Source organism: Bradyrhizobium sp. Y36 (assembly GCF_002531575.1).
Classification (GTDB): Bacteria; Pseudomonadota; Alphaproteobacteria; order Rhizobiales; family Xanthobacteraceae; genus Bradyrhizobium.
Genome location: NZ_NWTI01000001.1, coordinates 152,504 through 177,779 on the forward strand (window position 1 = coordinate 152,504; position 25,276 = coordinate 177,779).

A 25,276-nucleotide genomic window follows, 5' to 3' on the forward strand; every position below is an offset into this window, starting at 1 on the left:
CATACGCTGCGAAGCAGCATGTGTTGACATACTACATGCAGCGTGACGGGATTGTGAAGCCCGTTGAGCGACTTATTCAGGCGCAAGCAATGCGGCGGCGGGGTGGCAAGAGCGCTCAAAAGGCCGCGATCCCGTAAGGGTATGGCGGCGGCGCGGAACCGCCAGCCCGTTCGTCGCGCGTCGCCGTGGCAAGCTACTCCCGTACCCGCTCCAGCTTCTGCAAGCACCTGCTCGCGCGCACGACGGCCGGCATCTCCTCGTCCGGAAAGCTCGTCTTCCAGTCGGTGACGCCGACCTCGCCGACATAGATATCGCCCTTTGAATCCAGCGCGATGCCGTGCGGCGCCAGGAATTTGCCGCTGGCAATGCCGGGCCCGTCCTCGCCGCCGAGCCGCGCGATGCGCTTGCCCTTGGCGTCCACGATCGACAGCCGCGGGCCGAGATTGGGCACCTTGCGGTTGACGGCCATGCCGGGGCCGAGCTCGCCGATCACGAAGGTCGGGCTCTTCGTCCCGCCGCAGCAGCACAGCGCGCAAGGGCGGTGAAGGTTGTTCCACTGCGTCTCGTATCTGCCCTCGCCGTCGAACACCTGGACGCGATGGTTCTCGCGGTCGGCGACATAGACCCAGCCGTCGGCATCGGTGGCGATATTGTGCACGATGTTGAACTGGCCGGGATCGGTACCCGGCTCGCCCCAGCTCTTGATCAGCTTGCCGTCGGGGGTGAACTTGTGCACGCGCGCATTGCCATAGCCGTCGGAGACGTAGATCTCGCCCTTCGGCGATAGCGCGGTGTGGGTGCAGCGGTGGAACGGATCGCCGCTCATGAACGGCGACGGCTTCGCGGGAATGCCGATCGTCAGCAGCACCTTGCCGTCCGTGGTGCATTTGCGCACGGTGTGGTCGCCGTCATCGGTGCAATAGAGATTGTCGTCGGCATCGATGTGCAGGCCGTGCGCGCGGGAGAACAGGCCTTCGCCAAAACTGCGCAGGAAATTGCCCTCGCGGTCCAGCACCACCATCGGATGTTCGCCGCGGTTGAAGACGTAGATCCGGTCGCGGCTGTCGACCGCAACGGAGGCGACGTCGGTGAGCTGCCAGCCGTCGGGAAGCTTCGCGAAATTGTCGACGACGCGATAGCGGTGCTCGCCGGTGCCGAGAAGGGCTGGCATGAATCTGTCCTCCTGTCATTCCGGGGCACGCGAAGCGTGAACCCGGAATCCATTGTTCAGCATGTTTTGCGGGTAGATGGATTCCGGGTTCGCGCTGACGCGCGCCCCGGAATGACGGTCGTGTTTACGTCCGCCCCCAACACCCCTTCCTCGGTCGCCTTGATCTGCAGCGCGAGGTATTTCGAGTTGATCCGGCACTGCGCGAGGCTGCCGGCGATGAACCAGAGGCCGGGCTGCCGGGTGCGCGCATACATGTTGCGCAGCTCGAAGCCGTCGCCAAAGCCCCAGATCGGGCCGACGCGGTCCGCGACGGCGTCGCCGAACAGCTTTCGCACCAGATATTCCTGCGGCTTGTAGCCGGTCGAGAGCACGATGAGATCGGCCGCAATGGTCGAGCCGTCCTTCATTCGCGCGCCGTCAGCGACAAAGCCCTCGATCTCGTCGAACTGCCGCAGCCTGATCTTGCCCTCGACGATCAGGTTGGAGCAGCCGACGTTGAAATAATAGCCGCCGCCGCGGGTGAGGTATTTGAACTGCCAGCCGGTGCCGGCCTCGCCGAAGTCGAGCTTGAAGCCGACGCGCGAGAGGCCGTCGAGCAGCTCCTTGTCGAGCTGCTTCGACTGCTCCGTCAGCATCACGTGTGTCTTCTTCGCGAGCGGCGTCGGCATCGAGGCCGCGATCAGGTCGTTGTCCTCGAGCGTGCCTTCATTGTAGGTGGCATAAGCGAGCTGCGCCGACGGCTCGATGTTGGTGACCAGCGTCGGAGAGCGTTGCACCAGCGTCACCTCGGCGCCGCTGGAAAACAGGTCCTGCGCGATGTCGTGACCGCTGTTGCCGGTGCCGATGACGATGGCACGCTTGCCGGTCCAGGTCTCACCATCCTCGTAGCGGCTGGAATGCAGCAGCGTCCCCCTAAAATTGTCGAGGGTCGGGATGTCGGGAATGTTGGCGATGCCGCTGACGCCGGTCGCCATGATGACGTGGCGCGGATGCATGGTGCGCCTGCCGCCGTCAGCGCGGCGCAGCGTGACGGTCCAGTGGCGCTCGACCTCATCATAGGCGCCGCCCTCGAACTCGGTGCCGGTCCAGAAGTTCAGCTCCATGGCGTCGACATAGGCTTCGAACCAGTTGGCGAGCTTGTCCTTGGGGATGTAGGTCGGCCAGTTCGGCGGAAACGGCATGTAGGGGAGGTGATTGACCTGCACCTGGTTGTGCAGGGTGAGCGCGTGATAGCGCTTGCGCCAATTGTCGCCGACCCGCATCTCGCGATCGACGATCAGGGCGTCGACCTTGAGCTGCGTCAGCCGCGCGGCGATCGCGAGCCCGGCCTGGCCGCCGCCGACCACCAGCACAGCCGGGTCGCGACCGGCATAGCCGCGCGAGGCGTTGCGCAGATCGAGCCAGTTCGGTCCACGAAAATCGCGCGAATAGGCCTGGCCGCGCGGACGCGAGGTGCCGAGCTGCTCCTCGAATCCCTTGAGCTCGTCGAGTGCGGTCAGCAGCGTCCAGGCCTTCAGGCGGTCGCCGTCGGCGGGATCAGGAACGAGCCTGATGATGCCGCTGCCGCGTCCGATCGCGGTCTCGAAATCAAAGATCGCCTCAACGCTGCTGGTGCCGGCGCGCGTCACCCAGCGCGGTGGCGCACGGTTCGGCGCAATCTTGAAATTGATCGGCGCAACCTTGGGTGCGAGTGCGGCCAGCGCTTGCGCGATCGCATTGCGCCCGGCGATCGTCTGCAGATTCCAGCTCAGCGCCAGCACGTCGCGCCAGAAGCTGTCGGTGAGGAACAGGTGGTCCAGCGTCTCGGGATCTGGCTTGCCGAGCGTGCGCTCGAACGCGTCGAGCCAGCTCTGCGCGGCGATGGAAATGTCCTTCGTCCTGTCCAGCATGCGCGACCTCATGGCCGTCTTCGCGGCGTTTCCCTGGAGGGCAACGCTATACTGGATTGCCAGATGTCAAAAGCGCTTTACCCGAGCAACGAGAGCATGTGCCCCTGCTCGGGCGGAATGCGCCCTTTCAGCGTGTCGAGATAGATCCGCTGCACGGCCTCTGGTCCGCGGCTTTCGACCACGGTGAGACATTTCTCCAGGAGCGGTGCAAGGCCCGACCACGCCGCGGCAAAACGCTGCTCGACGCCGCCGGGGCCCCATTCCTTGGCGCGCTTGCGGATGTGGTCGGGCGCGAAGAACCAGCGCGGCTTTGCGCCGGGCAGCGTGCCTTCCTCGGCCTCGGTGGCGCGATGCGTCAAACCGACACGCACCGAGCATTTCATCTGGTCGCGGAAGTGGTGGTGCAGCTCGGCGCGCAGCGCGCTGCTGCCGGCCATGTCGACGAAAGCGACCGGCGCATTCGCCGGCAGCGAACCGACGCGGTCATAGGTGACGACCTCGTCGTAGCACGGCAGCGAGCCGACGAAGCCGGCATTGCCTGCGGACGTCAGTCCGATCACCTTGCGGCCGCGCGTGTGCAGCAGATGGGCAAGCCCGAACGCGGTCTTGCTGGATGCGCTGGAGAGCAGCACGCCGCGCGCCCCGAAGTCGTCGTTCTCGGCCAGGAAATCGTTGACCATGAACGACAGCATGAACAATGGCCGCAGCAGCGCCTGCAGGTCGCCTTGATGCCCGGTGAAGGCGGGATCGTCCGTCACGCGGGAATAGAGGTTGTAGACCGGGGAGACCTGCTTGCGATGATCGGCGCCGTCGCGCAGCGCACGCTTGCTGACGTCAGCGGCTTCGATGACGAGATGCGTCGCCATCGGGAAATAGCCGAACAGCCGCTCGCCCACGGTGACCGCTGGATGCTTCGAGGCGATCACCTCGCCGAATCCCCACACCGGGATGTTGCCGAAACCCTGGGGCGCCGGGAAGATCTGCCAGTATTTCAGCTCGTCGCCCATCACCGCATAGGTGATGTTGTTGGCGGTCAGCGCGAAGCGCTCGACCTTCACCAGCAGCGCATCCGCCGGCAGCATGGCAGCATCGGGAATGGCGGTCTCGATCAGCTTGAACTGCTCGAGGTCGTTGCGCGCAACGACGAAGTCGGTCGATGTCATGGTGAAGGCCTCGGCTTTCTTCGTGCCGGGATCTTCTCTTTGACCCGCGAGGGCTTTGCAACAGCAACATTGTTTGAAACGGCGTTTGCCTCGCCGGCCAGCACGCCCTCGCGCTTCTTCACCGCGCGATAATAGCTCCACCACAGATGCGCCGCCGCGCCGCGCAGCGGACGCCAGGGTTCGGCGAGCGGCGCCATCTGCTTCTCCGTCGGCCGCGCCGGAAGGCCGAGGCCGATCTTGATGCCCTCCTGCACGGCGAGGTCGCCGGCCGGCCAGGCATCGCCATGGCCGAGGCAAAACAGCAGATAGACGTCCGCGGTCCAGGGACCGATGCCGGGCAGCGCGATCAGCGTGTGATGTGCGGCGTCGGCATCTTCCTCGGCGAGCACGTCGAGGTTCAGCCGCTGCGCGCCGATCTCGCGTGCCAGATGTTTCAGCGTCTTGATCTTGGCGGCGGACAGCCCGAGCCGCCCCAGCCGGTCGGCGCGGGCGCGGCCCACCGCCGCATGGTCGAACGGATCGAAGGCCGTCGACAGCCGCCCCCAGATCGCCGCCGCGCTCGCGGTCGAGAGCTGCTGCCCGCAGACGATGTGGGCAAGGCCTGCGAAACCCGGCTCCCGCCGCCGCAGCGCCGGCATGCCCGCGATCTCGAGTACGGGCCTGAGGCGCGGATCGCGCTTGATCAGCGCGTGGACCGCTTCTTCAAGATCGGACTGGGTTTCGAGGTGGATTGTCATGGTCGCTCAACTCGTCATGCGCGGGCTTGCCGTCTCTGCTAAAGCTCCGCCGGCCCAATACCGCGAAGCCCGCCGAAGCCTTCGGCGTAGGCGGGACCCGCGCATCCATCTCCTATCGTAACAGAGTCCTTGAAGATGGATTGCCGGGTCAAGCCCGGCAATGACGAGTACCATGAAAGCGATGCCACCCGTTTTCCGATTCGCCCCGAGCCCGAACGGCCATCTCCATCTCGGCCACGCCTATTCCGCACTGCTGAACTTCCAGCGGGCGCGCGAGACCGGCGGCCGCTTGCTGCTGCGGATCGAGGACATCGACGCGGCGCGCTGCCGGCCGGAGTTCGAGGCGGCGATCTACGAGGATCTGGCCTGGCTCGGGATGAACTGGGAGATTCCGGTGCGGCGGCAGTCGGAGCATCTCGCCGATTACCGCGCCGCGCTGGACAAGCTGTCGGCGCTCGGTCTCGTCTATCCCGCCTTCGAAAGCCGCGCCGAGATCGCAAGGCTCGTTGCCGCGCGCGAGGCGGATGGCCCGTGGCCGCGCGATCCCGACGGCGCGCCGCTCTATCCCGGCGATTCCGGATCGCGGCCGGCCGACGAGCGGGCGCGCCTGATGGCGTCAGGCATGCCCTACGCGCTGCGGCTCGACATGGCGGCCGCCTGTCGGCGCGTTGCCGGACTGACGTGGAACGAGTTTGGCGAGAGGCATGACGGCGAGCGCGTCGCGGCGCGGCCGGAGCTCTGGGGCGACGTGATCCTCGCCCGCAAGGAGACGCCGACCAGCTACCATCTGTCCGTCGTCGTCGACGACGCGCTCCAGGGCGTCAGCGAGATCGTGCGGGGCCAGGACCTGTTTCACGCCACCTCGGTGCATCGCCTGTTGCAGATCCTGCTCGGCCTGCCCGAACCCGCCTACCGCCATCACCGGCTGATTTGCGACGGCGAAGGGCGGAAATTGTCGAAATCGAGCCAATCGACCGGCCTGCGGGCCTTGCGCGCGGCCGGCGTCACGCCGGAAGGCATCCGCCAGCTGGTGGGATTAGGTTAAGTTTCTCTGGGGGTTAGCGAAACGTCGCCGTGACTTCGGGTGTTTCGCCGTGCCATGGTCGAAAAACAGCCCGGGGGCCCGAAGGGACGACTTCGAAGGGGATTCATGGCGGCGAAGAAGCGCCCAGCGCGCACCACGAGGACGTCCAGCCGACCGCCTCGGAAGCGGTCCGGGGCGGCCGGACAGGTGCGCAAGCGCAGCACCCGGACGGTCGCGCCTGACGTGGTCCAGGCGGCGCTCGCCGCCTTTGCCCATGAGGTCCGGACCCCCCTGACCGGCATTCTTGCGATCAGCGACCTGCTCGCGACCTCCGATCTCGGCGAACGGGAGCGGCGCTGGGCCGACACCATCAAGGCCGGTGCCGAGCATCTGGCGAGCCTGGCCACGCTGTTCGTGGATGCCGCCAGAACCGGCGGGAAGGGCGGCAGCACGCTGCGGCAGGACCTGTTCGATCTCAGGACGCTCGCCCGCAGCGCCGGCGATTCGCTCGCCGGGCGCGCCGCGGCCAAGGGTCTCCAGGCCCGGGTCGAGATCTCCGACAAGCTCCCCGGCCTCGTGGTCGGCGATCCCGTCCGCCTGCGCGCCGCGCTCGAGAACCTGATCGACAATGCGGTGAAGTTCACCGACCAGGGCGGCGTGGCGCTCGCGGTGACGCCCTGGCGTCCGGCCAAAGGCAAGAAAAAAGGCAAGACGAAGGCCAGGGCCGGTGTCGCCTTCGCAGTGTCCGACAGCGGCATCGGCCTGACCATGGCCGAGATCAAGCGGCTGTTCCGCCCGTTCACCCAGGCCAATGTCACCATCGCCTCGCGCTTCGGCGGCGCCGGGCTCGGACTGTCCTCGGTGAAGCAATTGGCGCGCGCGATGGGGGGCGACATCACGGTCGCGCCGCGGGCTGGCGGCGGCGCCACCTTCACTTTGACGATATCGCTGGACGCGATGGCGCCGGCCAAGTCCCGCAAGTCGAAGGGCGAAACCGAGCCCGATGCGGTCGCCGCGCTGCGCGTGCTCAGCGTCGAGGACAATCCGTTCGGCCGCGTCGTGCTCAACACCATCCTGACCGAGCTCGGCCATCATGCCGAGTTCATCGGGCGCGGCGAGGACGCCGTCGGCCGGCTGGCGCAGGGCGCGTTCGATGCGGTGCTGATGGACATGGTGCTGCCGGGCATCGACGGCGTCGAGGCCATCCGGCGGATCCGCACCATGGAGGCGCCGCTGGCTCAGATCCCGATCATCGGGGTGTCCGGCCGCGGCGAGGACGAGGTGGCCTCGCGCGAGGCGGGCGCCGATGCCTTCCTGGTCAAGCCTGTGTCTCCGCGGGCGCTAGCGACTGCGCTGCTTGAAGCGACACGCCGTGAGGAAGCCGCGACTTGATGATCGCGGCATTGAGCTCGCCGCCGTAGACGAAGATCGCGGCGATGAAGTACAGGAACACCAGCGCGATGATCACCGAGGCCAGCCCCGCATACATGGTCACGTAGTTGTTGGCGAAGCGCGCCAGATATTGTCCGAACACGATGCCGGAGATCAGCGACGCCACGATGGTGAAGACGATGCCGGGCAGGATCTGGAAGAAGTTGCGCCGGCCCGCCGGCAGCCAGGCGTGCAGGATGATCAGCGCCACCACCAGCGCGCCGATGGTGATGCCGTAGCGCAGCCAGGTGAGGATGCTCTCGTTGGATTCGACGAACAACGGGATATGGCTTCGCGCCGCTTCGATCAGCAGCGGACCGAGCACGATCAGGAACGCCATGGCGAGCGCGGTGAAGGCTGCGACCAGCGTGTAGCCGATCGATTCCAGCCGCAGCCAGTACCAGCGCCGCATCTCCACCACCGCGTAGGCGCGGTTGAGCGCAACCCGCAGCGCCTCGACGCCGTTGGAGGCGAAATAGACCGACAGCGCTGCGCCGATCGTCAGCACGCCGGTACGGGTCGTGGTCAAGACGTCATGGACCTCGCCCGAGATCGAATCGGCGACCTGCTTGGGCCAGATCTGCAGCATCAGGCTGGCGGCCTGGTCGGCGAGTTCCTTGGAGCCGAAGAAGCCGGCGAGCGAGGTCAACACGATCAGGAACGGAAACAGCGCCATCAAGGTCGAGAGCGCGATGTGGCTCGCGATCGCCCAGCCGTCGTCCGCCAGGAACGTGTAGAACGCATCCATCACGACGACGTAGATGTAGCGGATGGCTTTCACGTGGCACCCGTGTCGGCGGCTGATGCTTTCGCTCCCCGCAAGCGGGGAGAGGTGAAGGGCGGCTGAGTCAGTTCGAAAATCATTCAACTAGCTTCTGATATTATGGGCTCAAAAGCCAGATCGCGAACGCCATGGCGGACCGGCGCGCACGGTGTTATCTACCCCCTCATGGCATCTCTCCTGACTACCTTCATCCTGCCGGCGGCCGCCGGTGCAGTTGCCTTGGTGCTGCTGCTCGGTCTCATCAACATGATGCGCGGCGGCTCGCCCAACACCTCGCAGAAGCTGATGCGCTGGCGCGTGCTGCTTCAATTCGTGGCGATCGTCATCGCGATGCTCGCGGTCTGGGCGATGGGGCGCTGATCATGGTCGTACTCAATCGCATCTACACGAAGACCGGTGACGACGGCACGACGGCGCTCGGAACCGGCGAGCGCCGTCCGAAATACGATCTGCGCATCGCAGCCTATGGCACCGTCGACGAGACCAACGCCGCGATCGGCGTTGTCAGGCTCCATACCGGCGACATGCCCGAGCTCGACGCGATGCTCGGCCGCATTCAGAACGATCTGTTCGATCTCGGCGCCGACCTCGCGGTGCCCGAGCGTGAAGGGAAGGCGGAGCGGCTGCGGGTGGTGGCGAGCCAGGTCGAGCGGCTCGAGCGCGACATCGACGCTCTCAACGACAAGCTCCAGCCGCTCGCCTCCTTCGTGCTCCCCGGCGGCACGCCGGCCGCGGCCCATCTGCACGTCGCCCGCACGATATGCCGCAGGGCGGAACGGGTGATCGTGGAACTGGCAGCCCGGCCGGGCGAGCCGGTCAGCACGGCTGGCATTCAATATATGAACCGCCTGTCGGACTTCCTGTTCGTGGCCAGCCGAGCCGCCAACGGTAACGGGGCCGGCGACGTGCTCTGGGTTCCCGGCCAGAACCGCTAGCGATCGCCCCGAGCGGCGAACCTGGCGCATTTCAGAAGGCCAAAATTAGGCCCGCTCGCGCGTTGACCGGGGCAGGTCGGGCCTTTAGGTTCCGCGCCAGTTGATAACCCCCCTCCCAAATTGAGTGAAAGAGGATCGATGAAGGTCTTAGTGCCGGTTAAGCGGGTGGTCGATTACAACGTCAAGGTCCGCGTCAAGGGCGATGGATCGGGCGTTGAACTCGCCAACGTCAAGATGTCGATGAACCCGTTCGACGAAATCGCGGTCGAGGAAGCGCTGCGTCTGAAGGAAGCCGGCAAGGCGACCGAAGTCGTGGTGGTCTCCATTGGACCTGCGCAGGCGTCGGAGACGATCCGCACGGGTCTCGCCATGGGCGCCGATCGCGGCATCCTGGTGAAGGCGGACGGCACGGTCGAGCCGCTCGCGGTCGCCAAGATCCTGAAGAAGGTCGCCGACGAAGAACAGCCGGGCCTGATCATTCTCGGCAAGCAGGCGATCGACGACGACTCGAACCAGACCGGCCAGATGCTGGCCGCGCTGCTCGGTTGGTCGCAGGCGACGTTCGCCTCGAAGCTCGAGGTCGAAGGAAGCGACTTCAAGGTGACCCGCGAAGTCGACGGCGGCCTGCAGACCGTCAAGCTGAAGGGACCGGCGATCGTCACCACCGATCTCCGTCTCAACGAGCCGCGCTATGCCTCGCTGCCGAACATCATGAAGGCGAAGAAGAAGCCGATCGCGGAGAAGACCGTCGCCGATTATGGCGTCGACGTCGCCGCGCGCCTCGAGGTTCTCAAGACCACCGAACCGGCGGGCCGCAAGGCTGGCGTCAAGGTCAAGGACGTCGCCGAGCTGGTGTCGAAACTCAAGAACGAAGCCGGAGTGCTCTGATGACGACGCTTCTGATTGCCGAACACGACAATGCGTCGCTCAAGGATGCGACCAACAAGGCCCTGACCGCGGCCGCCGCGCTCGGCGCGGATGTCGAGGTGCTGGTCGCCGGCCAGAACGCCAAGGCTGCAGCGGATGCCGCTGCCAAGCTTGCCGGCGTCAAGAAGGTGCTGCTCGCCGACGGCGACCTCTATGCGCACGATCTCGCCGAGCCGCTGGCCGCGCTGATCGTCTCGCTGGCTGGCGGCTATGACGCGATCGTCGCGCCCGCGACCTCACGCTTCAAGAACGTTATGCCGCGTGTCGCCGCCCTGCTCGACGTCATGCAGGTCTCGGAGATCATCAAGGTGATCGCCCCCGACACCTATGAGCGCCCGATCTACGCCGGCAACGCGATCCAGACCGTGAAGTCGAAGGACGCCAAGAAGGTCATCACGGTGCGTACCTCCACCTTCGCCGCTGCAGGCGAGGGCGGCAGCGCACCGGTCGAGACCGTTCAGGCTGCGGCTGATCCGGGGCTGTCGAGCTTCGTCGGCGAGGAAGTCGCCAAGAGCGACCGTCCCGAGCTGACCTCGGCCAAGATCATCGTCTCCGGTGGCCGCGCCATGCAGAGCCGCGAGAACTTCGCCAAGTACATCGAGCCGCTCGCCGACAAGCTCGGCGCCGGCGTCGGTGCCTCGCGCGCGGCGGTCGACGCCGGCTATGCGCCGAACGATTGGCAGGTCGGCCAGACCGGCAAGGTCGTGGCGCCCGAGCTCTATGTCGCCGTCGGCATTTCCGGCGCCATCCAGCATCTGGCCGGCATGAAGGACTCCAAGGTGATCGTCGCGATCAACAAGGACGAGGACGCGCCGATCTTCCAGGTTGCCGATTACGGCCTGGTCGCCGACCTCTACCAGGCGGTTCCGGAGCTGACGACCGAACTCGGCAAGCTCGGCAAGTAAAAGACGTCGAAAACACCGGCCGGAGGTATAAACTCCGGCCGGTGTTGCATTTGTGAGGCGTTTTCTTTGGCCTGGGGCAGGCCTTCGAAGCGATCCAATCTAGGTTTCGAGCCAAGGTTCTGATTAAATCGGACCTCCCGGCTCAAGGGGTATAGGCAGGGTGCGCTCGACGCGCGCCGTTCCGGTGGATGACATTATGGCGGCAGTGATCAAGAAGGTCGGCGTGATCGGCGCGGGGCAGATGGGCAATGGCATCGCGCATGTCGCGGCCCTCGCCGGCTTCGACGTGGTGCTCAATGACATCTCGGCCGAGCGCCTCAAGTCGGGCATGGCCACCATCAACGGCAATCTGGCGCGCCAGGTCTCCAAGAAGGCCGTCTCCGAAGACGACAAGGCCAAGGCGATGGCGCGCATCACGCCCGCCGAAAAGCTCGACGATCTCGCCGATTGCGACCTCGTGATCGAGACCGCGGTCGAGAAGGAAGAGGTCAAGCGCAAGATCTTCCACGAGCTCTGCGCGGTGCTGAAGCCGGAGGCGATCGTCGCCTCCGACACGTCCTCGATCTCGATCACGCGCCTTGCCGCCGCCACCGACCGGCCCGAGCGTTTCATCGGCATTCACTTCATGAATCCGGTGCCGCTGATGGAGCTGGTGGAGCTGATCCGCGGCATCGCCACCGACGATTCCACCTTCGAGGCGTCCAAGGAATTCGTCGGCAAGCTCGGCAAGCAGGTCGCGGTCTCCGAGGATTTCCCGGCCTTCATCGTCAACCGCATCCTGCTGCCGATGATCAACGAGGCGATCTACACGCTGTATGAAGGCGTCGGCAATGTCGAGGCGATCGACGCGGCGATGAAGCTCGGCGCCCACCATCCGATGGGCCCGCTGGAGCTTGCCGATTTCATCGGCCTCGATACCTGCCTGTCCATCATGCAGGTGCTGCATGAGGGCCTGGCCGACTCCAAATACCGTCCGTGCCCGCTGCTCGTGAAATACGTCGAGGCCGGCTGGCTCGGCCGCAAGACCCAGCGCGGGTTCTACGATTATCGCGGCGCCAAGCCGGTTCCGACGCGGTAAGGCGACGTGCTGTCGTGCCGTAGGGTGGGCAAAGGCGCACTTGCGCCGTGCCCACGATCTCTCTCGGTTACCGCAAGTGCGTGGGCACGCTGCGCTTTGCCCACCCTACGACACCTCGGCCGTGGGTCGACCGTGTGACAATTCATGTCCCGTTAACCCCTCGCGCCTAGGCTGCGGCCAGTACGAGGGTTCGCGTAATGGACATGATGGCAATGGTCAGCACCATGCTGGCCGCTCAGCAAGGCGCGCTGCAGTCGAATATTGCGGCAACGCTGACCAAGCAGAACGCGGACATGGAGAAATCCACCGTTCTGACGCTGCTCGGTGCCGGTCAGCCCTCGCTCGCCAATGTCGGCCCGGGTGTCGGCGGCAATCTCAACGTCACGGCCTGAACCTCAAAGCGACGCGGCGGCCTTGCCGGTCGCGGCCCGGAGCAGCTTCAGCGCGTCCTCGCTGGCCCATTCCGCCGGCCCCGCAATCGTCGCGATCTCGCAGCCCTGCGGATCGACCAACACCGAGGTCGGCATGCCCAGAGCCCGGCCTATGGCCTTAAGATCCTGGAAAACCTTGGCTTTTTGATCGCTGAAATAGCTGAGCCTGCCGAGATTGGCCTCCTTCAGGAAATTTTTCGGCTTCTCGGGGTCGCGGGTGTCGATATTGATCGCGACCACCTCGAAATTCGGGCCCGACAGCTTGCCCTGGAGCTCGTCCAGCGCCGGCATCTCCTTGCGACAGGGCACGCACCACGTCGCCCACAGGTTCACCAGCAGCGTCTTGCCGCGGAAATCGGACAGCTTCTTCGGCTTGCCATCGGCGTCCTCGAAGGCGAGGTCGGGCAGCTTCAGGGGGGCACCCGCCATGGTCAGCGCTGCCAGCTCGCCGTGGGCGAGGGGGGCGATTTTCTGGGCCGTCGCCACCGCCGGCTTGCAGGTCGGATCGCCGCCAGGCGACCGGCTGAGGCCCAGCCCGTAAAGTGCGGCGAAGCCGGCCAGGCCGCCGATCGCCACGGTGGCGATGACGAGGGGGACCCGGCGCGTGGCGGAGGGCGTCTTGTCGAGCATATCGTTTGTCATCCGGTCGCAGATATGGCTATCAGGGGCCTCTTAGTACGGCTGGCAGTGGCCGGCAAACGTGCGGCAAATCAAGGCGTGAGCAGGGGATCATGAGCAACAAGATGTGGGGCGGCCGTTTCTCGGAACGTCCCGACGAGATCATGGAAGAGATCAACGTCTCCATCGACGTCGATCGTCACCTCTTCGCCCAGGACATTGCCGCGTCCAAGGCCCACGCTGCGATGCTCGCCAGCCAAGGCATCATCACGAACTCTGATGCGAAAAATATCGGCAAGGGTCTAGACACGATTTTGTCAGAGATCGGCAAGGGCGACTTCGAATTCAAGCGCGCGCTCGAGGACATCCATATGAATGTCGAGAGCCGCCTGTCGGAGCTGATCGGCCCCGCCGCCGGCCGCCTGCACACCGCGCGCTCGCGCAACGACCAGGTCGCGACCGACTTCCGTCTCTATGTCCGCGACATCATCGACGAGACCGATGCGGCGCTCGCGGCGTTTCAGGCCGCGCTGGTCAATCGCGCGCTCGAACATGCCGCGACCGTGATGCCCGGCTTCACGCATCTGCAGACCGCGCAGCCCGTGACCTTCGGTCATCATCTGCTCGCCTATGTCGAGATGGCCGCGCGCGACCGCGGCCGCTTCCAGGATGCGCGCAAGCGGCTGAACGAATCGCCGCTCGGCGCCGCCGCGCTCGCGGGCACCTCGTTCCCGATCGACCGCCACGCCACCGCGAAGGCGCTTCTCTTCGACCGTCCGATGGCGAACTCGCTCGATGCCGTCTCCGACCGCGACTTCGTGCTGGAGACGCTGTCGGCGGCCTCGATCTGCGCCGTGCACATGTCGCGCTTTGCCGAGGAGATCGTGATCTGGACCTCGCCGCTGGTCGGCCTGATCCGCCTCAGCGACAAGTTCACGACCGGCTCCTCGATCATGCCGCAGAAGCGCAATCCGGACGCCGCCGAGCTCGTGCGCGCCAAGACCGGCCGCGTCATCGGCGCGCTCAACGGCCTGCTGATCGTGATGAAGGGCCTGCCGCTCGCCTATCAAAAGGACATGCAGGAGGACAAGCAGGGCGCGATGGAGGGGTTCGCCGCGCTGTCGCTGGCGATCCGCGCCATGACCGGCATGGTCCGCGACCTCGTGCCCGACGAGGCCAAAATGAAGGCCGCCGCCGGTGAGGGCTATGCCACCGCGACCGACCTTGCCGATTGGCTGGTGCGGACGCTGAAGATGCCGTTCCGCGACGCCCATCACGTCACCGGCCGCATCGTCGCCAAGGCCGCCGAGGGCGGCGTGGCGCTGCACGAGCTGCCACTGAAGGAGATGCAGGCGATCGAGCCCAAGATCACCAAGGAGGTGCTCGGCGTGCTCTCGGTCGAATCGTCTGTGAAGAGCCGGACCAGCTTTGGCGGCACCGCGCCAAAGAACGTGGCGGCGCAGGCCAAGGTCTGGGTGAAGCGGCTGGAAAAAGAGCGGAAATAGGGCTGAGGGCAAAATTTCGCTGATGTTTCATGGTCATCCGGGCTCTCGCCAGAGCGCGCCAATCTCTGTATGGTGCGGCCCGCGTAGTGGGGATTTCGTCGTGACGTCAAAGTTTCGCCCGACCGGCTCGGGATGGGCCATCGTTGTCTTGAGCCTGACGGCGCTCGCGCTGGCCGGCTGCGGTCGCAAGGGCCCGCTGGATCTGCCGCCGACCGCCTCCAACGCGCCGACGGGCACCGTCGCAGCTCCGGCCGACGCCGAGAGCGCAGCCCAGAAGACGCCGAGCCTGTTCAACCCCACCTCCGACGCGGAGGCCGCGCCCGCGGCGGCGAAGGGCCGGAAGAAATCGTTTATTCTCGACCCGCTCCTGGACGAACCTCCCGGCAAGAAATAAGCCGGGACAACCGAGCCTAAGCCATGAATCATTTCGACTATCGCAACGGCGTGCTGCACGCCGAGGCGGTGAACCTGTCCGAGCTGGCCGCAACCGTCGGCACGCCGTTCTACTGCTATTCGACCGCGACGCTGGAGCGGCACTATCGCGTCTTCACCGAGGCCTTCGCCGGGGAAAAGGTGCTGGTCTGCTACGCCATGAAGGCGAACTCGAACCAGTCGGTGCTGCGCACGCTGGCCAAGCTCGGCGCCGGTGCCGACGTCGTCTCGGGCGGTGAGTTGAAGCGCGCGCTGGCGGCCGGCATTCCGCCGAACAAGATCCTGTTCTCCGGTGTCGGCAAGACCGAAACCGAGCTGCGCGCCGCGCTCGCCGCCGACATCCTCTGCCTCAACGTCGAATCCGAGCCGGAGCTCGAGCTGCTGTCGCGGCTTGCGACCGAAATGGGAAAGACCGCGCGCATTTCGTTGCGGGTCAATCCCGACGTCGACGCCGGCACCCACGCCAAGATCTCGACCGGCAAGTCCGAGAACAAGTTCGGCATCCCGATCGTGCATGCCCGTGAGGTCTATGCCCGCGCCGCGAAACTCCCGGGCATCGAGGTAACAGGCACCGACGTCCATATCGGCAGCCAGATCACCGACCTCTCCGGCATGGAGACCGCGTTCCGCATCCTCTCCGAATTCGTGCAGACGCTGCGGGCCGACGGTCACAATATCAGCCACGTCGATTTCGGCGGCGGCCTCGGCATTCCCTATTACATGGACCGCGAGGCGCCGCCGGCGCCGGCCGCCTATGCCGCCATGGTCAAGCGCGTCAGCCACAATCTCGGCTGCACGCTGATGTTCGAGCCGGGCCGCATGATCGTGGGCAATGCCGGCATCCTGGTCGCCAAGGTGATCTATGTGAAGCACGGCGACGGCAAGAATTTCGTCATCATCGACGCTGCGATGAACGACCTCATTCGCCCGACGCTCTACGAGGCGCATCACGACATCCTGCCGGTGACGCAGCCTGCCAAGGGCGCCGCCACCATCCTGGCCGACGTGGTCGGCCCGGTCTGCGAGACCGGCGACTATCTCGCGCTCGACCGCACGCTGCCGACGCCGAAGCCCGGCGATCTCCTCGCCATCATGACCGCCGGCGCCTACGGCGCGGTGCAGGCGGGCACCTACAACACGCGGCCGCTGGTGCCGGAGGTGCTGGTGAAGGACGATCAGTACGCGGTCGTGCGCCCGCGCATCGAGGTCGAGCAGCTCATTGCGATGGATACGCCGGCGCCGTGGTTGTGAGCCATTGACCGTAGCCCGGATGGAGCGCAGCGAAATCCGGGGGCTCGTCCAGCGGCAACAATCCCGGATTGCGCTGCGCCATCCGGGCTACTGAAGCGGTTGCGGGATGGCTACTTCCCGGCCAGTCCGCCCTTCGCTCCGCCGACCACAACACCCGCCTTCTTCTCGATCGGCTTGATCGCCGCGGTGAAGTCGGACTCCGCGCCCTCCGCGCTGATCACGGTCTCCCACAACCGTCCGACCGCATCCGCGACGTCCATCGACAGTCCGAGCTGCTTCATCTCCTCCAGCGCCAGGCGGACGTCTTTCACCATCAGTCCCGTGGCGAAGCCGAAATCGAAGCTGCGCGGCAGCACTGCGCGCGGAAACTTGTCGCGGCTCGCGGTGTTCATGCCGGAGCCGGCATTGATGACGTCGATCATCACGGCGGGATCGAGTCCGGCCTTGACGCCCATCACCACCGCTTCCGACGTCGCCACGATCGCGGTGGCCGACAGGAAATTGTTGGCGAGCTTCATGGTCTGCGCCGCACCGGGCTTCTCGCCGATGAAGAACACCTTTCCGATCACGTCGAGCGCCGGCTTGAGCAGCTCGAATTCCGCCTTCGGCCCCGACACCATCACCGCCAGCGTGCCCTTCTCGGCGCCGCCGACGCCGCCGGAGACGGGGCAGTCGATCTGCACGATGTTGCGCTTGGCGAGGAGGTCGTGAATCTTCACGGCCATCGCCGAGCCGACGGTGGAGAGATCGATGAAGCGCTTGGCACGCTTGCCCTCGATCACGCCGTTCGCGCCGGTGGCAACCTCGAGCGAAGCCTGCAGCGAGGGCAGGCTCGCCATCACGGTCTCGACCTGGTCGGCGACGTCCTTCGGCGATGTCGCGACCGTGGCGCCGAGCGTCGCGAGCTTGCCCGTGACCTCCTTGCGCGTGTCGAACACGACGAGCTTGTGTCCCGCCTCGATCAGCCGCCGCGCCATCGGGAAACCCATGTTTCCGAGGCCGATGAATCCGATGTCCATGGTGTTTCCTTCTTGGTCGTTGTTGTTGCTTCATCTTCGCTGTCGTCCCGGACAAGCGCGCCCGAAGCGCGCGCCGATCCGGGACCCATGATCCCGGGAGGCGTTGTTATGCCGAAGCGGTCACTCCTGGTCCCCGTCACCACGTCTCCCTGTAGTTTTGGATCCCGGATCTGCGCTCCGCTTGTCCGGGATGACGATGCAGATTGGCGCTAAGTCTCACGCCTTCCCGTCGATTTCCGCGAACACCTCGCGCGCGATGCGGAAGCTGTCGACGGCGGCGGGCATGCCGCCGTAGATCGCGACCTGCATCAGGATTTCGCGGATCTCCTCGCGGGTGACGCCGTTGGTGAGCGCGCCCTTCAGATGCGCGCGGAATTCGTGCTGGCGGTTGAGGATCGCGATCATGGCGATGTTGAGCATGCTGCGGGTCTTGCGCGGCAGCTCCTCGCGGCCCCACACGGTGCCCCAGCAATATTCGTTCAGCATCTCCTGGAACGGACGGTTGAAATCGTCGACGTTCTTCAAGGCGTTGTTGACATAGGCTTCCCCCAGCACCGCTTTGCGGACTTCCAGGCCCTTGTCGTGCATCTTCTTGTCCATGTCGTTCCCTCCGCTTTTCCCTGCATTTCCCTTGGGTGGCGCGCGGAAATTACGGGGTTGGGCGGGGCCAGTCACGTCCTCGTGTTATGCGGGAAAAGGGGTGTCTCCCGTACCGGAACGGATGCCTCAGTGCTGCCGTTGTGATAGGCTCTTCTCGACCGGGCAACCTGGAGAGTTGATTGAACGGCGTCACCCCCGACCCGTCAGACCCGACCCGCAACAGTGATGCTCTGTCGCGGCTGAAGCTGGCGCAGGCCCTCGATCGGGCCATTTATGCCATCGCGTGGGAGCGTGCCTGGCCGCATCTGGCGCGGCTTCTGACCGTCATCGGGCTGTTCCTGGTGGTGTCCTGGGCCGGCCTCTGGCTGGCGCTGCCGTTCATTGCCCGTGCCATCGGCCTCTTCATCTTCGCCGGCATTGCGATTGCCGCGCTGTTGCCCCTGATTCGCTACCGCTGGCCGAGCCGCGGGGAGGCACTTGGCCGGCTGGACCGCGGCTCCGGCATCCGTCACCGCCCGGCCACCACGCTGACGGACACGCTGTCCTCGCAGGATCCGGTCGCACAGGCATTGTGGCAGGCGCAGCGCGAGCGCACGCTGGCCTCGCTCAGGCGCATCCGCGCCGGTTTGCCGCATCCGCGGCTGGCGCTGCATGACCCCTGGGCGCTGCGCGCGCTGGTCATGGTGATGCTGGTTGCGACCTTCTTCGCCGCCGGCGACGAGCGCGCGATGCGGCTCGGCGCGGCCTTCGACTGGAACGGCGTGCTGGCCCCGGCCAATGTTCGCGTCGATGCCTGGGTCACCCCGCCGCTCTACACCGGCAAGCCGCCGATCATCCTGTCGGCGGCCAACAAGGAGGCCGCCGCGCTGCCCGCGTCCGGCCCGCTTGCCGTTCCCGCCGGCTCGACCCTGATCGTGCGCTCCTCCGGCGGCGCCCTCGATGTCGTCGTCTCCAGCGGCCTCAAGGAGGTTGCCCCCACGGAGGCCGCACCCAAGGGCACCAACGAGAAGCATTTCACCATCACCGCCGACGGCACCGCGCATGTCCGCGCGCCCTCCGGCCAGCCGCAATGGGCGTTCGCGGCAACCCCGGACCGTGCACCGACGATCGCGCTGGCCAAGGATCCCGAGCGCCAGGCGCGCGGCGGGCTTCAGCTCTCCTACAAGATCGAGGACGATTACGGCGTGACCGGCGCGGATGCGCACATCGCCCTGCGTCCGGACGATGCCAAGGACGGCGGCAAGGGGGCTGACGGCAAGAATTCCGACGCCAAGAACTTCGATGCCAAGAACTCCGACGCCAAGACCGCGGCGCGACCTTTGTTCGAGCCGCCGCAATTCCCGCTGGTGCTGCCGAACGCGCGCACCCGCAACGGCGTCGGCCAGACGGTGAAGGACCTCAGCGAGGACCCCTATGCCGGCGCCGACGTTACGCTGACCCTCACCGCCAAGGACGAGGCCGGCAACGAGGCCAGGAGCGAACCCTTCAACATGCGTCTGCCCGAGCGTCTGTTTACCAACTCGCTCGCGCGCGCGCTGATCGAGCAGCGCCGCATCCTCGCGCTCGACGCCAACAAGAATTCGGAGGTCTACACCGCGCTCGACGCGCTGATGATCGCGCCCGAATTGTTCACGCCGGATGCGGGCTGCTATCTCGGCCTCCGGAGCCTTGCGACCCAGCTCGAAGCTGCCCGCACCGACGATGCGCTGCGCAATGTGGTGGCGAGCATGTGGGCCTTCGCGACCACCATCGAGGACGACGGCGTCGCCGGCAGCGTCAACGCCGCGCTGCGCTCGGCGCAGGACGCGCTCAAGGCGGCGCTGGACCGTGGTGCCAGCGAGGACGAGCTGAAGGTGCTGACGCAAAAGCTTCGTGAGGCCATGGCCGGCAAGGTGCGGGATCTCGCCCGTCGCGCCGAGCAGAATCCGCTCGGACCGCGGCAGCCGTTCCCGGCCGAGGTCCAGCTCATCCTCGACAAGGCTGTCGAGCTGCGACAGAAGACCCAGCACGCGACGGCTGAGCAGCTCGCAGAGCTGGCGCAGCAGCAGGACGCGTTGCGCGAGCAGCTTCAGGCCTATCGGAAGTCGGCGAACAGCCGGGCCAACAAGGCGGGGGACGACAAGACCAACCAGTTTACGCGGGACCGGAAATGCGGAAGCTAGCGCGCGTGCCAGTCTTGAAGGCGATGTCGATCGCCTGCCTCGCTCTGCTGCTCGGCGGTGTCTCGCCGGCCGTTGCCCAGCTGGATCAGGATCCCGACGCGCTGCTCGACAGCGCCGAAAAGGCGATGCAGGAGTCCGGCGACAGCCTCAGGCAGAAGGAATCCGGCAAGAGCCTCGGCAACCAGTCCGACGCCATCCAGAGGCTCGAGGAGTACAAGCGGGCCACGGAACGAAGCCAATCCTCCAGCCGAGACCGCAACGTCATCACGCAGCGCGATCTCGACGAATTGCTGAAGCAGATCGAGAAAGCCGCGCGCGAAGGCAATAAGGAGGCGGCCCAGCGCATGCTGGAGCAGCTCGCGCAGATCATGGAAAATCTCCAGATGGCGCAGCCCGGGCAATCCGGCGAGAGCGAGATGGAGCAGGCGCTGAACGAGCTCAGCGACATGATCCGCAAGCAGCAGCAATTGCGCGACAAGACCTTCAAGCAGGGCCAGGACTCCCGGCGCGACCGCTCGCGCGGCAAGCAGGGCGACCAGTCGATGTCGGACCTGCAGCAGGATCAGCAGTCGCTGCGCGACCGCCTGAAGAAGCTGCAGGACGAGCTCGCCAAGCGCGGCCTCGCGCAGAAGGGACAAAAGGGCCAGAAAGGGCAGCAGGGTCAGAAGGGCCAGCAGGGCGACCCGGGCCAGAGCGGCGATCAGGACGGCGACCAGGGCGATGACGACGGCAGTCTCGACGCCGCCGACGGCGCCATGGGCGATGCCGGCTCGAAGCTCGGCGAAGGCAATGCCGACGGTGCCGTGGACTCGCAGGGCAAGGCCCTCGACGCCATGCGCAAGGGCGCGCAGAAGATGGCCGAGGCGATGCAGCAGGGCGATGGCGACGGGCAGGGCGATGGTCCCGGCAATCGCGCCGGCCGTCAGCAGAGCGGCGGCAATCAGACCGATCCGCTGGGGCGCCCGCTTCACGGTCGCGATCTCAGCGACGACTACTCCGTCAAGATTCCCGGCGAGATCGACGCCCAGCGCGTCCGCCGCATCCTCGAAGAGCTCCGCCGCCGCCTCGGCGACAGCTCGCGCCCGCAGATCGAGCTCGATTACATCGAGCGGCTGCTCAAGGATTTTTGATCCCACATTAGGTGTCATCGCCCGCGCAGGCGGGCGATCCAGTATTCCAGAAGCCTTCGTTGGAGATCTCGTTCGCACCACGTTCGCCGCGGCGTACTGGATGCCCCGCCTTTGCGGGGCATGACAGCGGAATGTGCGGTTAAGGTCGCCCGCCGCTACGCCTTCTTCGCCGCCAGCGCATCGGCCACGGCGGTGCGGATATCCGCGACCGAGAACGGCTTCGTCACGACGTCGTGCACTAGCGCATTGAGGTTCGAGGCGCGCTCGCGCTGGTCGGCGTAGCCGGTCATCAAGAGGATGGTCAGCTCGGGGAAATCGCGCGCGGCGGAGAGCGCGAGAGCGATGCCGTCCATGACAGGCATCTGGATGTCGGTGAGCAGCAGGTCGAAGGCACCGTCCTCGCGGGTCAGGATCTCCAGCGCCTCGGCGCCGTCTTGCGCGGTGACGGTCTGGTGGCCGTCCATGGCGATGGCGCGCGCCACCAGCTGGCGCATCGAATCCTCGTCGTCGGCGATCAGGATCTTGGGCATCAGATCAACCCTTGGGGCGAACCTTCCCGTGCAGGACTGTGCAAGCTGATTATACGCTGCCGCCGGCAATGTCGCGCCGATTGAAGAAGCGGACGTCGATATTGCGGCCCTCCGGCGGCGGCGAGGCGAGGCGGGAGCGGAAGAAGGCGCGCTCGCCGGGCCGCAGCACGGTCTGCTCCAGCACCGTATTCCAGGCGTAGATCTCCGCGCCTTGCGCGTCGCGCACGGCGAAGCGCAGCCGCGGGATGTCCAGCGGCTTCTTGCCTTCACCGACGATTACGCCCTCGATCACCAGCACCTGCTTACCGTCAACGGTCTCGCTGGACAGCTTGACGTCCTTGAAGGCGAGGCCCCGCAGATTCACTTCGAGCCCGACCATCTTGTAGAACGCCGCCGTCTGCGGCAGCAGCCGCACCATGTCGCCGCGCCAGATCACCAGCGCCAGCACCAGCGCGCCCATGGCGGCGCAGGCGGTCGGCAGGCCGAAATAGGATTTTTTGGGCGACGCGGTGGCGACCGGCCGGCTGACTCGTGCACCGCGACGGCCGAACAGGCCACGGAACCAGGACTGGTGCTGGGCGCCGACGACCTCCTCCTCGGCCGCCCGGGCAGCCGCTGACCATTCGTCCTCGGTCTCCTTGGCCTCTTCATCGGGCCAGTCGCTGGCGATCGAGGGGCTGTCGACGACGGGCGCGTCAGCCGCGCTCTCGTCCTTGGCATAGGAGTTCCACTGTTCGGCGAGATCGGATTGGTCGTCGGCCTGGCTGGCTGCCGCCATGGCCGGGACGGATGCCTCCTCGATGGCATCCTCGGCATGGGCGATCCAGGTCTCCTTGCAACGGGAACAGCGGACCGCCCGCCCGTTCGCCCCAAGGCTCGCAAGCTTGATGGCGTAGGATGTCATACAATGGGGGCAGACGATATGCATGGACGAGCCTTGATGCATGAACCGGGACTTGAACGAGGTCTTGACCAATGACCCGCCGGGAAGGACGGGACGGCCACGATGCTGCCAAATATGCTACAGGCCGACCGTTAACGAACCGGAAACCATAACGGCGGCAAAACCCGTGGATCGCGCATGGCGGAGCGCAGCCATGCGACCCGCGCCCCCTCTCGAACGGAGCTGAACTTGGTTCGGTTCGAAAATGTCGGATTGCGTTACGGTCTGGGGCCGGAGATCCTGCGCGACCTCAGCTTCCAGATCCCGGCGCATTCGTTCCAGTTCCTCACCGGCCCGTCGGGTGCCGGCAAAACCTCGCTGCTGCGCCTGTTGTTCCTGTCGCACCGGCCGACGCGCGGCCTCGTCAATCTGTTCGGGCACGACATCTCGCAGCTCGGCAAGGACGAGATCGCCGATTTGCGCAAGCGCATCGGCATCGTGCTCCAGGACTTCCGCCTGCTCGACCATATGACGACCTATGAAAACGTCGCGCTGCCGTTCCGCGTCATGGGACGCAGCGAGTCGAGCTATCGCAAGGAGGTGATCGATCTGCTGCGCTGGGTCGGGCTTGGCGAGCGCATGGACGCGCTGCCGCCGATCCTGTCGGGCGGCGAGAAGCAGCGCGCCGCGATCGCGCGCGCCGTGATCTCGCGGCCGCAACTGCTGCTCGCGGACGAGCCGACCGGCAGCGTCGATCCGACGCTCGGACGCCGCCTGCTGCGGCTCTTCATCGAGCTCAACAAATCCGGCACCGCCGTCATCATCGCGACCCACGACATCGGCCTGATGGACCAGTACGAGGCACGGCGGCTGGTGCTGCACCAGGGACGGCTGCACGTCTATGAATAGGACCGACGAGCGCGGCGTGCTGGTCGATCTCGGACAGGAGCGTCCGCAGCTTCCGGCCAAGGCGCGCAACATGTCGCCGATCGTGCCGCGCGCCTCGATCCACGGCCGCGCGCTGGTCGCCGTCGTCGCCATCATGACCTTCCTGGCGTCGATGACCACCGGCACGGTGCTCCTGGTCAGCGCCTCCGCCGCGGAATGGCAGTCGGACGTCGCGAGCGAAATCACCATTCAGGTCCGTCCGCAAACGGGGCGCGATCTCGACCGCGACACCGCGGCCGTGATCGAGGCGATGCGCGCACAGGCCGGCGTCGTCGAGGTCAAGCCGTTCAGCAAGGAGGAGAGCGGCAAGCTGCTCGAGCCCTGGCTCGGCACCGGCCTGTCGATGGACGATCTGCCGGTGCCGCGCATGATCATTGCGCGGGTGCAGCCCGGCACGCCGCTCGACCTCGGCGCCCTGCGCGCGCGGGTGACCCAGGTCGCGCCAAGCGCCAGCGTCGACGATCACCGCGCCTGGATCGAGCGCATGCGCTCGATGACCAACGCCACTGTGCTCGCGGGGCTCGGCATCCTCGCGCTGGTCATCGTCGCCACCATCATCTCGGTCTCGTTCGCGACCCGCGGCGCCATGGCCGCGAACCGTCCGATCGTCGAGGTGCTGCATTTCGTCGGCGCCGGCGACCGCTACATTGCCAATCATTTCCTGCGTCATTTCCTCAGGCTCGGCCTCGAGGGCGGCGTCATCGGCGGCGGCGCCGCCATGCTGGTGTTCGGCTTCTCCGAGTCGATCGCCGGCTGGTTCTCCGGCACCCCCGTCGGCGACCAGTTCGCCGCGCTGCTCGGCACCTTCTCGCTGCGGCCATCCGGCTACATCGTGCTCGCGGTCCAGGCCGTGCTGATCGGCGCGATCACCGCTGTGGCCTCGCGCCAGACGCTGTTCGCGACGTTGAATGACGTCGACTAGGCCTGATAAACCGGACTCCACTTCGCCTCAAAACGTCATAAAATCGCTTAGGGAAGGGATGACCGACATCACATGAGCTCGCCGACCGACGATCGATCGCCGAAACTGCCGCGCGGCTGGCTGCGCGCGACAATCGTGTCGACGATTGCGCTCGCCTTCGTCGGCGCTGCGGCGGGCTTCATCGCGTTCCTGTCGCAATTGCGCGGCGCCGAGATCGCGCCAAGCAGCAAGGCTGACGGCATCGTGGTGCTGACCGGCGGCTCCTCGCGGGTGTCGGATGCGATGGAGCTGCTCGCTGCCGGCTACGGCAAGCGGCTGTTGATTTCCGGCGTGCATCCGACGTCGACCGCGAGCGACATCTCCCGCACGTTGCCGGAGAACCAGTCCTTCATGACCTGCTGCGTCGATCTCGACCGCACCGCGCTCTCGACCCGCGGCAACGCGGCGGAGGCGCGGCGCTGGGCCGAGGGACGCCGGTTCAAGTCGCTGATCGTGGTCACCTCGAACTACCACATGCCGCGTGCGCTGGTGGAATTCTCGCATGCGATGCCGCAGACGACGCTGATTCCGTTCGCGGTGGTCGGGGACAAATGGCGCGAGGAGCCGTGGTGGACCTCGGCCTCCACCCTGCGGCTGCTGATGTCGGAATATGTCAAGTACATCGCGGCCGAGCTCAGGGTGCGGCTGGAGGATTTCGGGATTGACCTTTCGCCCGAGATGTCGGAGCAGCCTGCAGGTCAGCAACCGAGGCGGCCCGCCACCGCCCAGGCCAACTGACCGCGAATTGACCGGCAAATTAAT

Annotated in this window: 26 protein-coding genes; 16 read left to right on the forward strand and 10 right to left on the reverse strand. The window is 66.1% G+C overall.

All coding sequences use genetic code 11. From position 1 onward, the window contains the following. Window positions 1-193 precede the first annotated feature (193 nt). The 4 genes from CO669_RS35805 to CO669_RS00730 all read right to left on the reverse strand — a co-directional run bounded on the left by CO669_RS35805 (window position 194) and on the right by CO669_RS00730 (window position 4,960). Window positions 194-1,171, reverse strand: a complete 978-nt coding sequence (locus CO669_RS35805) for a peptidyl-alpha-hydroxyglycine alpha-amidating lyase family protein (RefSeq protein ID WP_097657300.1) — start codon at window positions 1,169-1,171, stop codon at window positions 194-196. A gap of 56 nt (window positions 1,172-1,227) precedes the next feature. Further along, the gene (locus tag CO669_RS00720) at window positions 1,228-3,060 is read right to left on the reverse strand and encodes a flavin-containing monooxygenase (RefSeq protein ID WP_143278594.1); all 1,833 of its coding nucleotides are present in this window, start codon (window positions 3,058-3,060) and stop codon (window positions 1,228-1,230) included. A gap of 77 nt (window positions 3,061-3,137) precedes the next feature. Continuing rightward, the gene (locus tag CO669_RS00725; protein ID WP_097657301.1) at window positions 3,138-4,223 is read right to left on the reverse strand and encodes a DUF2855 family protein; all 1,086 of its coding nucleotides are present in this window, start codon (window positions 4,221-4,223) and stop codon (window positions 3,138-3,140) included. Next, the gene (locus tag CO669_RS00730; RefSeq protein WP_097657302.1) at window positions 4,220-4,960 is read right to left on the reverse strand and encodes a DNA-3-methyladenine glycosylase family protein; all 741 of its coding nucleotides are present in this window, start codon (window positions 4,958-4,960) and stop codon (window positions 4,220-4,222) included. The genes CO669_RS00725 and CO669_RS00730 overlap by 4 nt, the downstream gene beginning before the upstream one ends. 181 nt (window positions 4,961-5,141) lie before the next feature. On the opposite strand from CO669_RS00730, the gene gluQRS reads away from it, so the two are divergent. Together gluQRS and CO669_RS00740 are read left to right on the forward strand one after the other, a co-directional pair. After that, window positions 5,142-6,005: a tRNA glutamyl-Q(34) synthetase GluQRS gene (gluQRS, locus tag CO669_RS00735; RefSeq protein WP_097657805.1), complete on the forward strand. Its 864-nt coding sequence runs from the start codon at window positions 5,142-5,144 to the stop codon at window positions 6,003-6,005. 105 nt (window positions 6,006-6,110) lie between these two features. Continuing rightward, window positions 6,111-7,376, forward strand: coding sequence for an ATP-binding protein (locus CO669_RS00740; protein WP_097657303.1), 1,266 nt, complete (start codon window positions 6,111-6,113; stop codon window positions 7,374-7,376). Here CO669_RS00740 and CO669_RS00745 read toward each other — a convergent pair. Beyond that, window positions 7,303-8,196: a YihY/virulence factor BrkB family protein gene (locus CO669_RS00745; RefSeq protein WP_097657304.1), complete on the reverse strand. Its 894-nt coding sequence runs from the start codon at window positions 8,194-8,196 to the stop codon at window positions 7,303-7,305. The two genes, CO669_RS00740 and CO669_RS00745, sit on opposite strands and share 74 nt — an antisense overlap. Before the next feature lie 168 nt (window positions 8,197-8,364). Between CO669_RS00745 and CO669_RS00750 the strand changes: the two genes are divergently transcribed. The 6 genes from CO669_RS00750 to CO669_RS00775 all read left to right on the forward strand — a co-directional run bounded on the left by CO669_RS00750 (window position 8,365) and on the right by CO669_RS00775 (window position 12,436). Then, window positions 8,365-8,559 (forward strand): twin transmembrane helix small protein, encoded by a 195-nt coding sequence (locus CO669_RS00750; RefSeq protein WP_028139921.1) that lies wholly within the window; start codon window positions 8,365-8,367, stop codon window positions 8,557-8,559. A gap of 2 nt (window positions 8,560-8,561) precedes the next feature. Beyond that, window positions 8,562-9,134 (forward strand): cob(I)yrinic acid a,c-diamide adenosyltransferase, encoded by a 573-nt coding sequence (locus tag CO669_RS00755; protein ID WP_097657305.1) that lies wholly within the window; start codon window positions 8,562-8,564, stop codon window positions 9,132-9,134. A gap of 138 nt (window positions 9,135-9,272) precedes the next feature. Further along, window positions 9,273-10,022 carry an electron transfer flavoprotein subunit beta/FixA family protein gene (locus CO669_RS00760; protein WP_097657306.1) on the forward strand — a complete coding sequence of 250 codons (750 nt, stop codon included), beginning with the start codon at window positions 9,273-9,275 and terminating at the stop codon, window positions 10,020-10,022. Beyond that, the gene (locus CO669_RS00765; RefSeq protein WP_097657307.1) at window positions 10,022-10,966 is read left to right on the forward strand and encodes an electron transfer flavoprotein subunit alpha/FixB family protein; all 945 of its coding nucleotides are present in this window, start codon (window positions 10,022-10,024) and stop codon (window positions 10,964-10,966) included. Before CO669_RS00760 ends, CO669_RS00765 begins: the two co-directional genes overlap by 1 nt. A gap of 196 nt (window positions 10,967-11,162) precedes the next feature. Next, window positions 11,163-12,044, forward strand: coding sequence for a 3-hydroxybutyryl-CoA dehydrogenase (locus CO669_RS00770; protein WP_097657308.1), 882 nt, complete (start codon window positions 11,163-11,165; stop codon window positions 12,042-12,044). A 197-nt stretch (window positions 12,045-12,241) separates the two neighbouring features. Further along, a complete protein-coding gene (locus CO669_RS00775; protein ID WP_008543352.1) occupies window positions 12,242-12,436 on the forward strand; it encodes a hypothetical protein in 195 nt (64 codons plus the stop codon). A 3-nt stretch (window positions 12,437-12,439) separates the two neighbouring features. On the opposite strand, the gene tlpA is transcribed toward CO669_RS00775, so the two are convergent. Continuing rightward, entirely contained in the window at window positions 12,440-13,105 is a 666-nt protein-coding gene (tlpA, locus tag CO669_RS00780) for a thiol:disulfide interchange protein TlpA (RefSeq protein WP_097657309.1), read from the reverse strand. 101 nt (window positions 13,106-13,206) lie between these two features. Here tlpA and argH point away from each other — a divergent pair, with 101 nt between their 5' ends. From argH to lysA, 3 genes are all read left to right on the forward strand, one after another. After that, on the forward strand, window positions 13,207-14,598 hold the full coding sequence (gene argH / locus CO669_RS00785; RefSeq protein ID WP_097657310.1) for an argininosuccinate lyase: 1,392 nt from the start codon (window positions 13,207-13,209) through the stop codon (window positions 14,596-14,598). A gap of 100 nt (window positions 14,599-14,698) precedes the next feature. Next, the gene (gene lptM, locus CO669_RS00790) at window positions 14,699-14,992 is read left to right on the forward strand and encodes an LPS translocon maturation chaperone LptM (RefSeq protein WP_097657311.1); all 294 of its coding nucleotides are present in this window, start codon (window positions 14,699-14,701) and stop codon (window positions 14,990-14,992) included. 23 nt (window positions 14,993-15,015) lie between these two features. Beyond that, window positions 15,016-16,281, forward strand: coding sequence for a diaminopimelate decarboxylase (gene lysA / locus CO669_RS00795; protein ID WP_097657312.1), 1,266 nt, complete (start codon window positions 15,016-15,018; stop codon window positions 16,279-16,281). Window positions 16,282-16,391: 110 nt separating this feature from the next. Here lysA and CO669_RS00800 read toward each other — a convergent pair whose 3' ends face one another. Both CO669_RS00800 and CO669_RS00805 read right to left on the reverse strand, forming a co-directional pair. Further along, the gene (locus tag CO669_RS00800; RefSeq protein WP_097657313.1) at window positions 16,392-17,300 is read right to left on the reverse strand and encodes an NAD(P)-dependent oxidoreductase; all 909 of its coding nucleotides are present in this window, start codon (window positions 17,298-17,300) and stop codon (window positions 16,392-16,394) included. Between the two features lie 216 nt (window positions 17,301-17,516). Beyond that, entirely contained in the window at window positions 17,517-17,900 is a 384-nt protein-coding gene (locus CO669_RS00805) for a carboxymuconolactone decarboxylase family protein (RefSeq protein WP_028134137.1), read from the reverse strand. Between the two features lie 179 nt (window positions 17,901-18,079). Between CO669_RS00805 and CO669_RS00810 the strand changes: the two genes are divergently transcribed. Further along, the gene (locus tag CO669_RS00810; RefSeq protein ID WP_097657314.1) at window positions 18,080-20,062 is read left to right on the forward strand and encodes a TIGR02302 family protein; all 1,983 of its coding nucleotides are present in this window, start codon (window positions 18,080-18,082) and stop codon (window positions 20,060-20,062) included. Further along, window positions 20,050-21,192, forward strand: coding sequence for a DUF4175 family protein (locus tag CO669_RS00815; protein WP_097657315.1), 1,143 nt, complete (start codon window positions 20,050-20,052; stop codon window positions 21,190-21,192). Before CO669_RS00810 ends, CO669_RS00815 begins: the two co-directional genes overlap by 13 nt. Window positions 21,193-21,347: 155 nt before the next feature. On the opposite strand, the gene CO669_RS00820 is transcribed toward CO669_RS00815, so the two are convergent. Continuing rightward, window positions 21,348-21,722, reverse strand: coding sequence for a response regulator (locus CO669_RS00820; RefSeq protein WP_097657316.1), 375 nt, complete (start codon window positions 21,720-21,722; stop codon window positions 21,348-21,350). A gap of 49 nt (window positions 21,723-21,771) precedes the next feature. Continuing rightward, entirely contained in the window at window positions 21,772-22,650 is an 879-nt protein-coding gene (locus CO669_RS00825) for an MJ0042-type zinc finger domain-containing protein (protein WP_198963745.1), read from the reverse strand. Between the two features lie 204 nt (window positions 22,651-22,854). On the opposite strand from CO669_RS00825, the gene ftsE reads away from it, so the two are divergent. The 3 genes from ftsE (at window position 22,855) to CO669_RS00840 (ending at window position 25,252) form a co-directional block, all read left to right on the forward strand. Then, window positions 22,855-23,514, forward strand: a complete 660-nt coding sequence (ftsE, locus tag CO669_RS00830) for a cell division ATP-binding protein FtsE (RefSeq protein ID WP_063694655.1) — start codon at window positions 22,855-22,857, stop codon at window positions 23,512-23,514. Further along, window positions 23,507-24,475 carry a cell division protein FtsX gene (locus CO669_RS00835; protein ID WP_097657317.1) on the forward strand — a complete coding sequence of 323 codons (969 nt, stop codon included), beginning with the start codon at window positions 23,507-23,509 and terminating at the stop codon, window positions 24,473-24,475. The genes ftsE and CO669_RS00835 overlap by 8 nt, the downstream gene beginning before the upstream one ends. A gap of 72 nt (window positions 24,476-24,547) precedes the next feature. Beyond that, window positions 24,548-25,252, forward strand: a complete 705-nt coding sequence (locus CO669_RS00840; RefSeq protein ID WP_097657318.1) for a YdcF family protein — start codon at window positions 24,548-24,550, stop codon at window positions 25,250-25,252. Window positions 25,253-25,276: the final 24 nt, after the last annotated feature.